Source organism: Actinacidiphila alni (assembly GCF_900112845.1).
GTDB classification, from domain to species: Bacteria; Actinomycetota; Actinomycetes; order Streptomycetales; family Streptomycetaceae; genus Actinacidiphila; species Actinacidiphila alni.
Genome location: NZ_FONG01000009.1, coordinates 277355 through 291925 on the forward strand (window position 1 = coordinate 277355; position 14571 = coordinate 291925).

Below are 14571 nucleotides of genomic sequence, written 5' to 3' on the forward strand. Positions count from 1 at the left end.
TCGGGGCCGGGGCCGGCCGAGCCGGACCAGCCGCGGGCCCCTGGGCGGCGGCGCGGGCCGACGCTGCCGCGGGGCGGCGGGGCGCGGCGCCTGGCGCTGCGCGGCGGCGCGAGCGCCGTCGGCGCGGGCTTCGGGGCGGGGGCGGCGGACGCGGCCGGCGGCTCCGGCGGAGCCCGCGCTTCCGGCGCTCCGGGGGCTGCTCGCTCTCCCGGTTCCCCCGGCGCCCCCGACTCCTCCGGCGCCGCGGGGGCGCGGCGCGCCGGGACGCGGGGCGCGGCCCGGCTGCGGTCGTCTCGGCTCGCTCACGAAGTCACCTGCCGGAGGGAGGGGTCGGAGTGGTCGCGGTGGTCGCGCCGGCGGACGGGGGCGCCGCGTTGTGGGCACCGGCCGCGGCGCCGGTGGGCGTGGCGGTCCCGGTGGGCGTGGCCGTGCCGGTCGGGGTGGCCGTGCCGGTCGGGGTCGCGGTGCCGGTGGGGGTGGCCGGCGGGGTCGTGGGCGGCTTGCTGGTGGGCGGCGGCGCGGGCGGCGCGGTGGCCTGTTCGGGCGAGCCGTGGACGCTGCCGTCCGGATTCAGGAAGGCCGGATTGCCGCCGGGCACCATGCCCAGCTCGCGGGCCCGCTTCTCCAGGCCGCCGGGGGCCGCGTACTGATCGACCTCCTGCTGGAGCTGCTGCTGCTCGTCCGTGTACCCCGTCGTCTCCTTCTGCAGCTTGTTCAGCTCGAAGGAGTCCTGGTTCACCGCGCCGTTGAGCAGCAGCAGGGAGAGCAGGCCACCGGCGAGGAGCGTCACGACAAGGAGGACGAACGGCATACGGGCCGCGGTTGCGGACCGGACCGGACCCCGTCCGGCCACCGCTGCCGCCGATCGGGCGGACCTGACCGCCGGCCGCGGCACCCGCCCCGCGGCGGACCCGCGTACGGCCCCCTGCTGCCGGGGCGGCCGGTCCCGCCGCACGGCGCGCTCCGCGCGGGAGGATTCCCCGCCTCCCCGCCCGCCCCCGGATCGCCCGCCGTGCGGATGGTCCGCGCCCGAACGGTCCGGACGAGAGCCGGCCGCACCCGAACGTTCCGCGCGCGAGCGGTCGGCACCCGACGCGCCTCCCCGGCCGGCGCCGTCCCGTCCCGGTGCGCCACGCCCGCGCCCGTCGGCGGCCCGACCCGTACCGGGCCGGCCGTCGCCCCGGGAACGGTCACCGCGTCCGGTGTCGCCCCGCTCCAGACCGTCCCGCCCGCGTCCGTCACGGCCCGCGCCGGAGCCGGAGCCGGACCGCCCGTCGCCCGGCTGCCCGGCGCCGGACCGGCCGCCGAAGAACCGGCCCGCGCCCGAGCGGCCGGCGCCCGGGGCGCCGGACCGGCGGTCGTCCGGGCGGTCCTGACCGGTCATCGCAGGTCCTCGCGGATGCGTTCCGCGCCGCGCAGCCGGGCGGGGGCCGCCCGGCGGTTCTCGGCGATCTCGTCCTCGGTGGGCAGTTCGGCGCCGCGGGTGAGCAGCTTCAGCCGCGGCTGGTACTGCTCGGGCACCACCGGCAGGCCGGGCGGCGCGGTGTTGGCCGCGCCCGCCGCGAAGACCTGCTTGACCAGGCGGTCCTCCAGCGACTGGTAGGACAGCACGGCGATCCGGCCGCCGACCGCGAGCGCGCCGACGGCCGCCGGGACCGCCCGCTCCAGGACGGCCAGTTCGCCGTTGACCTCGATCCGCAGCGCCTGGAAGGTCCGCTTGGCCGGATTGCCGCCGGTGCGCATCGCGGCCTGCGGCAGCGCCGACCTGATCAGCTCCACCAGCCGCGCGCTGCTGGAGAACGGCTCGCGTTCCCGCTCGCGCACCACCGCGTCCACGATCTTGCGGGCGAACTTCTCCTCGCCGTAGGCGCGCAGGATGCGGACCAGGTCGCCGGGCGGATACGTGTTCAGCACCTCGGCGGCGCTGATCCCGGTGGTCTGGTCCATCCGCATGTCCAGCGGCGCGTCCTGCGCGTAGGCGAAGCCGCGGCCGGCCTCGTCGAGCTGCATGGAGGAGACCCCGAGGTCGAAGAGCACGCCCTGGACGCGGGCGATGCCGAGCCGGTCCAGGACGGCCGGCAGTTCGTCGTAGACCGCGTGCACCAGCGTGGCGCGGTCGCCGAACGGCGCGAGCCGCTCCGTGGAGAGCTTCAGCGCCTCGGTGTCCCGGTCGAGCGCGACCAGCCGGGCGGCCGGAAAGGTGCTCAGCAGCGCCTCGCTGTGACCGCCGAGCCCGAGGGTGGCGTCCACCACGACGGCGCCCGGTTCGGCGAGCGCGGGGGCCAGCAGGTCCAGGCAGCGGCGGAGCATGACCGGCACGTGGCGCGGTTCTGGCTGCCCGGGTGGGGTGTCGCTCATGTGGCCCTTCTCGGCGGTACGAGGGACGTAGAACCAGGTCCCCGCCCGCTCTTGGAGAAACGTTCCCCTGGCACCGGGGAAGTGGTGCCAGCGGAGCGGATGAGCGGGAGGAGGCCGGGCCGTACGTCCGCGGGGGTGGTACGAAGTGGAGCGGGGGTGCGCACGGGGCGCGGGCGCGGAGTGACGGGCCGCGCTCACAGTAATCCGGGCGGAACCTCCTCGGACAGGGCCGAAAAGGTGTCTTCCTGCGCCGCGAGATAGCCCTCCCAGGCGGTCGCGGACCAGATCTCCACCCGGGTGCCGGCGCCGATCACCGCGCAGTCCTTGACCAGTCCGGCGTAGGTGCGCAGCGGCTGCGGCACCGTGATCCGGCCCTGCTTGTCGGGCACCTCGTCGTGCGCGCCGGCGAACAGCACCCGCAGGTAGTCACGGGCGGACTTCGAGGTCAGCGGGGCGTCGGACAGGGTCCGGGTGGCGGCCTTGAAGCCCTCGGCGGGCCACACGCACAGGCAGCGCTCCTGCCCCTTGGTCATCACCAGTCCGTCGGCGAAGGGCTCACGGAACCGCGCGGGCAGCACCAGACGGTTCTTGTCGTCGAGCCGCGGGGTGTACGTCCCGAGGAACATGCACACCTCCAGCAGACGGCACCACTTCGCGCCACTTTACTCCACCGGCCTCCACGGTCAACGCGAAGCGATCGCGGCGCGTCACCTCATGTGGCCTGCCTCACACATCGGGTGATTCGCACTGTTTTTCCCTTCCGCGCCGAAATTTCGTCGGACCGCACGGCGGGTGGATCGGCACCCGGCGCCGTACCGTCGGAGACATGTCGATATCTGCCAGTGGTTCCCCGGCGCCGGGCGGCCCTTCCGGGCATCCGTCCGGGCCCTCCGGAGCCACCGCCACCGCGTCCGTCACCGACCGACTGGTCTCGGCGAACAAGCACTACGCCGAGGCGTTCCAGGACCCGGGCATGGACGCCCGGCCCGTCCAGCAGGTGGCCGTCGTGGCCTGCATGGACGCCCGCATCGACCTCCACCGGGCACTCGGCCTCGACCTCGGCGACTGCCACACCATCCGCAACGCCGGCGGCGTCGTCACCGACGACACCATCAGGTCGCTCGCCATCAGCCAGCGCGCACTGGGTACACGATCCGTTGTCCTGATTCATCACACGAACTGCGGACTCCAGAGCATCACCGAGGACTTCCGTACGGAGCTGGAGCGCGAGGTCGGCCAGCGCCCCACCTGGGCGGTGGAGGCTTTCACCGATATCGACCAGGATGTCCGCCAGTCGATGGCGCGGGTGCGCACCTCGCCGTTCCTGGCGCACACCGATGACGTGCGCGGGTTCGTCTTCGACGTGCACACTGGTCTACTCCGGGAAATCACGAACAAGTAACGGCAGGCGAGTGACGTGGGGTGCCCCGTAAGGGAAGAATGCTGCGTGCGGCACCGCACGGCCTCGCCCGCAGCGAGCACGAGCGGCACGCAAGTGGGGTGGGCCGGTCCAGGGATGACCGTGTCCCGAGGAACATGGCCTAGGAGTACCGGGTGACGACCTTTGACGCACGAGCAAGCCTGAGCGATCTGACCACGACCGCTGACCGGGTGCGCCGCAGTGTGGAGAACGTGATCGAGGGCAAGCCCGAGGTCGTACGCATCGCGCTGACGGTGCTCCTCGCGGAGGGGCACCTGCTGATCGAGGACGTACCGGGTGTCGGCAAGACGATGCTGTCCAAGGCGCTGGCGCGGTCGATCGACTGCTCGGTGCGGCGCATCCAGTTCACGCCGGACCTGCTCCCCTCGGACATCACCGGGGTGAGCGTCTTCGACCAGCAGCAGCGCGACTTCGAGTTCAAGCCGGGCGCGATCTTCGCGCAGATCGTGGTCGGCGACGAGATCAACCGCGCCTCGCCCAAGACCCAGTCCGCGCTGCTGGAGTCGATGGAGGAGCGGCAGGTCACCGTCGACGGCACCACGTACGAACTGCCCAGCCCCTTCATGGTGATCGCCACCCAGAACCCGGTGGAGATGGAGGGCACCTATCCGCTGCCGGAGGCGCAGCGGGACCGGTTCACCGCGCGGGTCTCCATCGGTTACCCGAATCCGGACGCCGAGCTGAAGATGCTCGACGTGCACGGCGGGGTGTCCCCGCTGGACGACCTCCAGCCGGTCGCGCACGCCCACGAGATCGTCAAACTCGTCGAGGCGGTCCGCATGGTGCACGTCTCGGAGCCGGTACGGCGGTACGCGGTGACGCTGGTCGGCGCCACCCGCAACCACCCGGACCTGCGGCTCGGCGCCTCCCCCCGGGCCACTCTGCACCTGGTGCGGGCGGCCAGGGCCTCGGCCGCGCTGGACGGCCGCGACTACGTACTGCCCGACGACGTCCAGGGCCTGGCCGTCGCCGTCCTGGCGCACCGGCTGTTGCCCACCGCGCAGGCCCAGCTCAACCGGCGCACCCCGGAACAGGTGGTCGCCGAGATCGTGCAGCGGGTGGCCGTGCCCGACCCGACGGCCGGCGGCTGGCCGCAGAAGCAGCCCGGCCACTCGCAGGGCGTGCGGGGTCTGTGATGAGCACGCCGCCCGGCGCCGGCACCCCGCCGCCGGCCCAGGCCCCGGCGCCCCCGGCGCGGGGCCGCGCGGGCGGTCCCCCGCCCGGCGCCGGCGGACCGCAGCGGACCGGCGGCGGCTTCCGTACCGCGCTCGGCGGACTCACCACCCGCGGCCGGTCCTTCGTGGCCGCCGGGGTCGCCGCCGCGATATGCGCCTACGTACTCGGCCAGTCCGATCTGCTGCGGGTCGGCCTGCTGCTGGCGATCCTGCCGCTGGTCTGCGTCGCCGTCCTCTACCGCACCCGCTACCGGGTCGCGGGCAGCAGGCGGCTCGCGCCGTCCCGGGTGCCGGCCATGTCGGAGTCCCGGGTCCACCTGCGGGTCGACAACGTCTCGCGGATCCCCACCGGCCTGCTGATGCTCCAGGACCGGGTGCCGTACGTGCTCGGCCCGCGCCCGCGGTTCGTACTGGACCGGGTGGAGCCCGGCGGTCACCGCGAGGTGTCCTACCGGGTCCGCTCCGACCTGCGCGGCCGGTATCCGCTGGGCCCGTTGCAGCTGCGGCTGACCGACCCCTTCGGCATGTGCGAACTGACCCGTTCCTTCAGCGCCTTCGACACCCTCACCGTGGTGCCGCGGGTCGAGCCGCTGCCGCCGGTCCGGCTGGCCGGCGAGGCCAACGGCTACGGCGAGAGCCGCACCCGCGCGCTGGCCTTCGCCGGTGAGGACGACGTCATCCCGCGCGGCTACCGGCACGGCGACGACCTGCGCCGGGTGCACTGGCGCTCCACCGCCAAGTACGGCGAGCTGATGGTCCGCCGCGAGGAGCAGCCGCACCGCGCCCGCTGCACCGTCCTGCTGGACACCCGGCGGTCCGCCTATTACGGCGCGGGCCCCGACTCGGCCTTCGAATGGGCGGTGTCCGGCGCCGCCTCGGTCTCCACCCACATGCTGGAACGTGGCTTCGCCGTACGGCTGCTGACCGACACCGGCAGCAGCGTGCCGGGCCCCGAGGGCGGCGCCGGATACGCCGGCGACTCTTCCGACATGGCGGGCGTACTGCTCGACACCCTCGCGGTCGTCGACCACTCCGACGACCTGGCCGAGGCGGCCGGCCGCGACAACGGCACCGACGGTCACGGCAACGGTCTGGCCCGCGCCTACGAGGTGCTGCGCTCCAGCCACGAAGGGCTGCTGGTCGCCTTCCTCGGCGACCTGGACGAGGAGCAGGCGGCCGACGTCGGCCGGATGCGGCACCGCGCGGGCGGGGCCGTCGCCTTCCTCCTGGACAGCGACGACTGGACGGCCCGCGAGCCCGGCGGGCGCTACGACCGGCCGGAGGAGCGCACCGCGCCGGACGCGGCGGCCGGCGAGGACATCCCGCTGCCGGTCCGGATGCTGCGCGAGGCGGGCTGGACGGTGCTGTCGGTGCGCGCCGGCGACTCGCTGCCGGAACTGTGGCAGCAGGCCGACCGTTACCGCTCACGCGAGGAACAGCAAGAGGCAGGGGCGACGACATGAGCGGACGTGCACGGCTGACGGTCTGTGCCGCGGCCGCTTCCCTGATGGCGGCCTGCTCGCTGCTGCCGCTGGCCACGCCGAACGGCTGGATGGCGCAGGCGCTGCTCTTCGTGGCGCTCCAGTCCGGGGTCGGCGCGCTGGCCCGACGGGTGCCGCTGGCCCGGCCGTTGACGGTGCTCGCACAAGCGCTGGTCTCGCTGCTGGTGCTGACCGTGATGTTCGCGCCGCACCAGGCGATGGGCGGTGTGATCCCCGGGCCGAGCGCCTTCGTGCAGCTCAGCGATCTGGTCAGGGACGGCCTCACCGACGTCAGCCAGTTCGCCATCCCGGCGCCGGTCACCCCCGGCATCAGGATGCTGCTGGTCGGCGGTGTGCTGCTGGTGGCGCTCGCGGTGGACGCGCTGGCCGTCACGTACAACAGCGCGGCGCCGGCCGGACTGCCGCTGCTCGCGCTCTACTCGGTGGCCGCGGGCCTGTCCAACGGCGGCGCGCAGTGGCTGTTCTTCCTGATCGCCGCCTCCGGCTATCTGCTGCTGCTCCTGGCCGAGGGCCGCGACCGGCTCTCGCGCTGGGGCCGGGTGTTCGGCGGCGGCCCGCCCGCGCACGGCTGGGCCGGCGGCTCCGCCAACCCGGCCTCCGGCAGCCGGGTCCTGGCCCCGGTCCGCACCGGCCGCCGGATCGGTGTGATGGCGCTCGGCCTCGCCCTGGTGGCGCCGGCGGTCCTGCCGTCGCTGGGCAGCGGCCTGCTGGACACCTCGGGCACCGGTACCGGGCCCGGTCACGGCGGCACCATCTCCGCGGTCAATCCGGTGGTGGCGCTCCAGGACAATCTGAACCAGCAGGACAACCGCGAAGTCCTGTCGTACAGAACGAACTCCACCGATCTGACCGGCATGTATCTGCGGATCGTGGCGCTCGACGAGTTCGACGGCACGCAGTGGCAGCCGTCGAAGCGGAAGATCGAGGACATCCCGCCGGTCCTGCCGCAGCCCGCGGGCATGGCGCCGGACGTGAAGTACACCAAGGTCGAGACGTCGGTGAAGGTCGACGACGGCTACGCCCAGGGCTGGCTGCCGATGCCGTTCCCGGCGCAGTCCGTCAACGCGCCCGGGCACTGGCGGTTCGAGCCCGAGGGCCGCACCGTCATCGGCGACCGCGGGCAGAACACCTCGGGCATCTCGTACACGGTGACGAGCATGCAGGTGCAGCCGACGGCCGCGCAGCTCGCGGCGGCGCCGCACGCGACCGGGCGGATCGCCGACGAATACACCAAGGTGCCCCATTCGCTGCCGAAGGTGGTCGAGCAGACCGCCCGGCAGGTGGTCACCTCGGCGCACGCGAACAACGACTACGAGAAGGCGCTGGCGCTCCAGCGGTACTTCACCGGCGGCGCCTTCGTCTACAACACCAAGGCGCAGTCCGGCACCGGGGTGGACGCGATCGCGCGCTTCCTGAAGACCAAGGAAGGCTTCTGCATCCACTTCGCCTTCACCATGGCGGCGATGGCCCGCACCCTGGACATCCCGGCGCGGGTCGCGGTCGGCTTCACGCCCGGCTCGCCGGGCACCGACGGTGTGATGTCGGTGGGTCTCAAAGACGCGCACGCCTGGCCCGAGCTGTACTTCGAGGGCCTGGGCTGGACCCGTTTCGAGCCGACCCCGTACCGGGGTTCCGCGCCCTCCTACACGCAGGCGACGGCGCCGGCCGGCACCGACGAGCCTGCCGACCAGGGCCGGCACGGGACGGCAGCGACGCCGACCCCGACGCCGACCCCGAGCGAGGGCTGCGGCACCGACAACCGCGCGGCGGCGGCCTGCGGTTCGACCGCGGTGACCGCGACCGGCGGTTCCGGCGGCGGCGGATTCGGCGGCGGCAAACTGGCCGGCTTCACCCTGCTCGCGCTGCTGGTGCTCGCGGTGCCGCTGACACCGCTGCTGTGGCGGACCCGGCAGCGCTCCCGGCGCCTGGGCGGCGGGCGCGGCGGTACGGCCGAGGGGCTCGCGCTGTCCGCGTGGCGCGAGGTGGTCGACACCGGCTGGGACTACGGCATCGCGCCGGACGAGTCGGAGACGCCGCGGCGGGCGATGGCCCGGCTGGTCAGGGACGGTGAACTGAGCGGTCAGGCCGCCGCGTCGGCCGGTTCGCTGGCCACTGCGGTGGAGCGGGTGCTGTACGCGCCGCACGCCGAGCCGCAGCCGACGCTCGCCGCCGACGTCCAGCACGTACGGGCCGGGCTGCGGCAGTCCGCGGGCCGCCGCGCGCGGCTGCGGGCGCTGCTGCTGCCGCGCTCGGCGGCCCGGCTGCTGTGGCAGTTCACCGACCGCTGGTCGGCGGCCGGTTACCGGCTCTCGCAGGCGGCCCAGCGCTTCACGGGGCCGCTGCGGAAGCGGATGACACGGCAGGCGTAGCCGTCATACGCCAGGGCCGACGGCCCGGGCCCCTGGACGCCAGGGACCCGGGCCGTCGGCGTACCGGGCACGGGAGCGTGGGCGTGCGCCGGGCACCGGGGGCGAGGCCCGGGGCACGCGGGCGGCAGGGCGGTCGCTGAGCGGGACACGCCGGGCGCCCCCGGAACCGTCCGCGGCGCGGCACACACACATCGCCGAGGGGCGCGGACCGGTGTGGTCCGCGCCCCTCGGCGATGTGTGTACGGGATGTGCGGCCGTCCCGGCCGCGCCGTGGTGTCCCCGGTGGCGGCCCCCGCTCAGCGACCGCCCTGCTGCTCGTCGCGGCGGCGCTGCCACCGCTCCTCGATGCGGTCCATGACCTTGCCGCGCTTCGGCTGCTGACGGCGGCCGAGGCGCCGTCCGCCGGGAGCCGCGGCGGCCTGCTGCTGCTCGCCCGGCCTGGCCGCCTTGCGCCAGCCGGTGACGGCGAGCACGGCGCAGGCCAGCATGACCAGGAAGCCCACCACACTGATCCAGGGCTGCTTGGCGATCATGCCGCCCATGAGCAGCGCGATACCGACCAGGAAGCCCGCCACCGACTGGTAGACACGCCGCCGGGTGTACGTGCGCAGCCCGCTTCCCTCAAGCGCTGACGCGAACTTGGGATCTTCGGCGTACAGCGCTCGCTCCATCTGCTCGAGCATGCGCTGCTCGTGCTCCGAGAGCGGCACGGAGTCCTCCTACTCGTCGGTCGCAGGGGGGCGACCGGTCCGACCCTTTCAGGATAGGCAGGGATTCGCCCCCGTGAAACCCGCCCCACTACGCCAATCCGACGGGGGCTTCATTCCCCGTCCGCCGTTACGTCATGCCAGCATACGGTCAGCAATGACGGTACGGGGGGCGTGTGACGGACTACTCCGTCCGGGGGTCGCGGACGGTGATCCGGAGGGACGCCTTCCGGGTGCCGGACGGGACCGCCCGGCGGCCCGGGCGGCGGACCGGCCGAGGGCCGAGCGGTGCACCGGCCGAGGGCCGGGCGATGGACCGAACGGCGGACCGGGCGCGTGCGGTCAGCCGCGCTCGCCGAGCACATGGAGCTGGGTGGCCACCGCGTGGAAACCGGGCTCCTCCGCCGCCGCCAGCTCCAGCCGCAGCAGCGCTTCCATGGCGCCCGGCTCGGTGTCCACCAGCACCCCGGGGACCAGGTCGGCGAAGACCCGGATGCCGTGCACGGCGGCGGCCCGCAGGCCCGCGTCGGTGACCAGCCGGGTGAGCTGGTCGGCGGTGTAGCGGCGGGGCAGCGAATCACCCGCGCCCCATCGGCCGTCCGGGTCACCGAGGGCGTGCTGGGCCTCCGCGAAGTGCCCGGCGAGCGCCCGGGCCAGCACGGCGCCGCCGCGGCCGGCCGCCAGCAGGCTGAGCGCGCCGGAGGGCCGCAGCGCGCCCACCACATTGCGGACGGCTTCCGCCGGGTCGTCCACGTACTCCAGGACGCCGTGGCACAGCACCATGTCCCACTCGCCGGGCGGCACGAGGTCGAGCAGCCCGTGGGTGTCGCCCTGGACGCCGCTGACCCGGTCGGTGACACCGGCCTCGGCGGCCCGCCGCTCCAGGGCGAAGAGCGCGTCGGGGCTGGGGTCGACGACGGTGACGCGGTGGCCGAGGCGGGCGACGGGCACCGCGAAATTGCCGGTGCCGCCGCCGGTGTCCAGCACGTCAAGTGCGGGCCTGTCCGCGGTCTTGGCCCGTCGTTCGAGGGCGTCCTTGAGGACCTCCCACACCACGGCGGTACGCAGACTGGCACGGGGGCGCATCGGTTCCACCCCTCCTTGACGGGACATGGCGGGCGGCTCCTCGCAGGCGCGGTCACATCGGGCGGCACCACTCTAGGGCCTGACCGGCGGGTTACGGACGGTCCGGACAGCGGGCGCCCGGCTACTTCCCGGCCGCCTGGTCCGGGATCAGCGGCGGCTTGCCCGCCAGGGCGGGCTGGAGCAGCAGCATCCGCTCCACCAGGCGCAGGAACATGGCGGCGGCCCGGATCAGGTCGTCGGCGTCCCGGGCGCTCGCGGCGCCGGCTATGCCGGCCTCCGCGCGGGCCCGGCGGGCGGCACCGGCCTCGAACAGCGCGCTCCACTCCGCCAGTTCCGGCGCGATCTCGGGCAGCACCTCCCAGGCGGTGCGGATCCGGCCGCGGCGGCGCGCGGTCGGCTCGGGCCTGCCGCGGACCGCGAGCACGGCGGCCGCGGTGCGCAGGGCGGCGAGATGGGCGGTGGCGTAGCGCTCGTTCGGAGTCTCCAGGGCGGTGGCCTCTTCGAGGCCGAGGTGCGCCTGGGTGAGCAGGTCAAGGGCGGCGGGTGACGCGGTGGCGCGGCGCAGCACAGGGTGGATGTCGCTTACGGGAGCTGCCATGGCGAGCCTCCTTTCTCCGTGTCCCCCATACTGAGGGCCACCACTGACAGTCGGCGCTGACCTGCGCTTACCCCCGATGGCCGCAAGATTGCACCAGTGGCGTGAACCAGCCGTGCGAACGTGCCCCGTGAACATGCCGGACGTCGGACGTGCAGAATCGGCACCATGACCACCGCACGACGCCAGGCCACGCGGCAGAAGCTGTACGAAGCCGCCGTCACCCTCATCGCCGAGCAGGGCTTCTCCGCCACCACGGTCGACGAGATCGCCGAACGGGCGGGGGTCGCCAAGGGCACCGTCTACTACAACTTCGCCAGCAAGAACGAGCTGTTCGAGGAGTTGCTGCGGCACGGTGTGGGGCTGCTGACCGCCTCGCTGCGCAAGGCCGCGGACGACGTCGCGGCGCGCGGCGGCAGCAAGGTGGACGCGCTGGACGCGATGATCCGCGCGGGGCTCGGTTTCATCGTCCGCTACCCGTCCTTCACCCAGCTCTACGTCGCCGAGCTGTGGCGGACGAACCGCACCTGGCAGGACACGCTGATGATGGTCCGCCAGGAGGCGGTGGCCGTGGTGGAGAAGGTACTCGGCGAGGCGGTGGCGGCCGGCGAGGTGAGCGGGGAGATCGATGTGCCGCTGACGGCGTCCGCGCTCTTCGGGATGGTGCTGGTCGCGGCGCTGGACTGGCAGGCGTTCCAGCCGGAACGCAGCCTCGACGAGGTGCACGCGGCCCTGTCGCGGCTGCTCCAGGGGCGGGTCGGGGGCACCGCCGCGCGCCGCTGAGGTGCGCTGTTCCGGTACGGTCCGATCCCCCGCCGTGCCGTGCCGGAACAGCGCCTCCCCGTGCGCCCCCGTTCACGTACGAACCGGTGTCCGTCCGCCGCCCCGTGCCGGCGGTCCTGGGCACCGCGCCCGTCCGCACCCCCACTCTCCCGGTTCCCCGGGCCGCGCCCCATCCGCGAAGGTACTCAACCGGGTACCTAGGTAGAGATACTCATGACCGCGCGATTTCACCCAGTGGCCGCGGGACACAGGCACGAGCCCGGCCCGATCCGGACGACAGGCGCTAGAGTCCGGCGCATGTCCGTACTTCCGCTGGTGTTCACCAGCGGCTGGGCGAGCGGGATCAACGCCTATGCCGTCGTGCTGCTGCTCGGTCTGATGGGCCGGGCGGGGATCACCGACGAGGTGCCGCTCTCGCTCCAGCGCACCGATGTGCTGGTGATCGCGGCGGCGCTGTTCCTCTGCGAGGCGGTCGCCGACAAGATCCCTTACGTGGACTCGGCGTGGGACGCCGTGCACACGCTGATCCGGCCGGTGGCCGGCGGTGTCGTCGCCGCGCTGCTCGCCGGGCAGAACGGCTCGCTGTCGGATCTGGCGGCGGGCGTGATCGGTGGTTCGACGGCGCTGGCCAGCCATTTGGTGAAGGCGGGCACCCGGCTGGCGGTGAACACCTCGCCGGAGCCGGCGAGCAACATCGTGGTCAGCCTCGCGGAGGACCTGGGTGTCGCCGCGATCATCACCTTCGCGCTGTTCCATCCGGTGGCCGCCGCGATCATCGCGGGCGTGCTGCTGGTGCTCGGCATCACCGTGGTGCTGCTCCTGCTGTCCCGGATCCGCCGGGCGCTGCGCCGCCGCAAGGAGCGCAGGGAGCGCAGGCGGACCGGCGGCGACCCGGCGCCGCCCGGGGCGGGCGGTTACGGGGGCGCCCACCGGGGCCGATAGGGTCCCTGCCATGGCACGGATTGCGGTGATCGGCGCGGGTATGGCGTCGCTGGCGGCGGCGGCCAGGCTCGCCACGGGCGGCCACCGGGTGGTGGTCCACGAGCGGACCGCGACCCACGGCGGCGGGGTGGGCCGGGTCGAGCGGGACGGCTTCGCCTTCGACACCGGACCCGGTCTGCTGCCGCTGCCCGCCGTGCAGCGCGATCTGTTCGTCAAGACCGGCCGGGAGACGCTGGAGCAGTCGGTGGGCCTGACCCAGGCCGATCCCGCGGCCCGCCATGTGTTCGCCGACGGCACCGTCCTGACGCTGCCGAACGCCTCGCGCTCCGGCGTCATGGAGGCGCTGGACGGCGCCCTGGGGGCCGGCAGCGGCGAGCGGTGGAGCGCGGTCATGCTGCGTACCCGGGAGGTCTGGGAGGCCACCCGCAGGCCGCTGCTGGAGGACGCGGTGTCGGCGGCCACGGCCCGGCTGCGCGAGGACCCGTATCCGGCCGTCGGGCGGCGCGGGCTGCTGCGCCGTACGGCCAGGGCCCGGTCGCTGGCCGAGGCCGGGGCGCGCGAGCTGCGCGACCCGCGGCTCGCCGCTCTACTGGAGAGTTATCCGCTGGCGTACGGCCTGGACCCGCGCACCGCGCCCGCGTCGGCGGCCGTCCTGGCGTACGTGGAGCAGACCTTTGGGGTCTGGTACGTCGCCGGGGGGCTGCGGGCGCTGGCCGACGCGGTGTACGCGCGCTGCCTGGCACGGAAGGTCGAATTCCGGTTCGGCGCCGAGGTCACCGGGGTGCTGGAGAAGGACGGCAGGGCCGCCGGGGTCGAACTGGCCGACGGCAGTACGGCGGAGGCCGATGCCGTGGTGGCGGGCGCGCCGCTGCCCGCGCTGCACCGGGACGGGGTGCTGCCGGGGGACGAGTGGCCGGCCTGGGGGCCGACGCGCCCGCCGGGTGTCCTCACCGTCCATCTGGCGCTGCGCGGCGGCAGACCTGTCGACGCCGTGCACCGCACCGTCGTGCACCCCGCGGACCGGGACCGCGCGCTGGCCTGGACGTTCGGCACCGGAGGGCCGGCCGACGCCGTACCCGAGGTGACGGTGCTGCGGCCCGACGACCCGGCGCTGCGCCCGGACGCGGAGCACGAAGCGGTCACCGTGCGGATGGCGGTGCCGCCGCAGGGCGCCGGCGGCCTCGACTGGACGGCGCCGGGCGCCGCCGACGCGGTGGCCGAGCGGGCGGTGACCGCAGCCCAGGCGGCCGTACCTTCCCTGTGGGAGCGGGAGTTGTGGCGGATCGTGCGCACCCCCGCGGACACCGAGCGGGAGACCGGCGCGCCGGGCGGCTCGGTCCCCGCGCCGTCGTTGGCGGGCGCGGACGGCGCCCTGCTGCGCTCCCCCAACACCACCGCGCTGCCGGGCCTGTACCGGGTCGGCGGCTGGGCCCACCCGGGCGGCGGGCTGGCGCACGCGGGCATGTCCGGGGCGATCGTGGCCGATCTGATCGCGGGCGGGCCCGGCGGCAGCCGTTGATGTCCGGGCCGGGCGGCAGCCGCTGAACCCCCGTTCCCCGGCGCCCCGTTACCGCCGCGAAGATCGTTAAGCGGGCCGGTGCCCGGATTCAACC

At 74.5% G+C, this 14571-nt stretch carries 13 protein-coding genes; 7 read left to right on the forward strand and 6 right to left on the reverse strand.

The features are described from left to right. Positions 1-310 precede the first annotated feature (310 nt). From BM076_RS36140 to mraZ, 3 genes are all read right to left on the reverse strand, one after another. A complete protein-coding gene (locus tag BM076_RS36140; protein ID WP_143120583.1) occupies positions 311-811 on the reverse strand; it encodes a cell division protein FtsL in 501 nt (166 codons plus the stop codon). 569 nt (positions 812-1380) lie between these two features. After that, positions 1381-2358, reverse strand: a complete 978-nt coding sequence (gene rsmH, locus BM076_RS17720) for a 16S rRNA (cytosine(1402)-N(4))-methyltransferase RsmH (RefSeq protein ID WP_093714527.1) — start codon at positions 2356-2358, stop codon at positions 1381-1383. Between the two features lie 194 nt (positions 2359-2552). After that, positions 2553-2984, reverse strand: a complete 432-nt coding sequence (mraZ, locus tag BM076_RS17725; RefSeq protein ID WP_093714528.1) for a division/cell wall cluster transcriptional repressor MraZ — start codon at positions 2982-2984, stop codon at positions 2553-2555. Positions 2985-3184: 200 nt separating this feature from the next. On the opposite strand from mraZ, the gene BM076_RS17730 reads away from it, so the two are divergent. From BM076_RS17730 to BM076_RS17745, 4 genes are all read left to right on the forward strand, one after another. Next, complete coding sequence (locus BM076_RS17730; RefSeq protein WP_093714529.1) at positions 3185-3760, forward strand: beta-class carbonic anhydrase; 576 nt, start codon at positions 3185-3187, stop codon at positions 3758-3760. A 152-nt stretch (positions 3761-3912) separates the two neighbouring features. Beyond that, positions 3913-4935 (forward strand): AAA family ATPase, encoded by a 1023-nt coding sequence (locus tag BM076_RS17735; protein WP_093714530.1) that lies wholly within the window; start codon positions 3913-3915, stop codon positions 4933-4935. Continuing rightward, positions 4935-6437 carry a DUF58 domain-containing protein gene (locus BM076_RS17740; protein ID WP_093714531.1) on the forward strand — a complete coding sequence of 501 codons (1503 nt, stop codon included), beginning with the start codon at positions 4935-4937 and terminating at the stop codon, positions 6435-6437. The genes BM076_RS17735 and BM076_RS17740 overlap by 1 nt, the downstream gene beginning before the upstream one ends. Continuing rightward, entirely contained in the window at positions 6434-8845 is a 2412-nt protein-coding gene (locus BM076_RS17745; RefSeq protein ID WP_093714532.1) for a transglutaminase TgpA family protein, read from the forward strand. Before BM076_RS17740 ends, BM076_RS17745 begins: the two co-directional genes overlap by 4 nt. A 296-nt stretch (positions 8846-9141) precedes the next feature. Here BM076_RS17745 and BM076_RS17750 read toward each other — a convergent pair whose 3' ends face one another. The 3 genes from BM076_RS17750 to BM076_RS17760 all read right to left on the reverse strand — a co-directional run bounded on the left by BM076_RS17750 (position 9142) and on the right by BM076_RS17760 (position 11236). After that, on the reverse strand, positions 9142-9555 hold the full coding sequence (locus tag BM076_RS17750) for a DUF3040 domain-containing protein (RefSeq protein WP_093714533.1): 414 nt from the start codon (positions 9553-9555) through the stop codon (positions 9142-9144). Positions 9556-9894: 339 nt separating this feature from the next. Continuing rightward, positions 9895-10665, reverse strand: a complete 771-nt coding sequence (locus BM076_RS17755; protein WP_093714534.1) for a methyltransferase — start codon at positions 10663-10665, stop codon at positions 9895-9897. A 94-nt stretch (positions 10666-10759) separates the two neighbouring features. Continuing rightward, entirely contained in the window at positions 10760-11236 is a 477-nt protein-coding gene (locus BM076_RS17760; RefSeq protein WP_093714535.1) for an SAV_6107 family HEPN domain-containing protein, read from the reverse strand. Positions 11237-11401: 165 nt separating this feature from the next. Between BM076_RS17760 and BM076_RS17765 the strand changes: the two genes are divergently transcribed. The 3 genes from BM076_RS17765 (at position 11402) to BM076_RS17775 (ending at position 14477) form a co-directional block, all read left to right on the forward strand. Continuing rightward, the gene (locus BM076_RS17765; protein WP_093714536.1) at positions 11402-12016 is read left to right on the forward strand and encodes a TetR/AcrR family transcriptional regulator; all 615 of its coding nucleotides are present in this window, start codon (positions 11402-11404) and stop codon (positions 12014-12016) included. Between the two features lie 297 nt (positions 12017-12313). Then, positions 12314-12958 (forward strand): DUF4126 domain-containing protein, encoded by a 645-nt coding sequence (locus BM076_RS17770; RefSeq protein WP_093714537.1) that lies wholly within the window; start codon positions 12314-12316, stop codon positions 12956-12958. A gap of 10 nt (positions 12959-12968) precedes the next feature. After that, on the forward strand, positions 12969-14477 hold the full coding sequence (locus BM076_RS17775) for a phytoene desaturase family protein (protein ID WP_093714538.1): 1509 nt from the start codon (positions 12969-12971) through the stop codon (positions 14475-14477). The last annotated feature ends 94 nt before the right edge of the window (positions 14478-14571 follow it).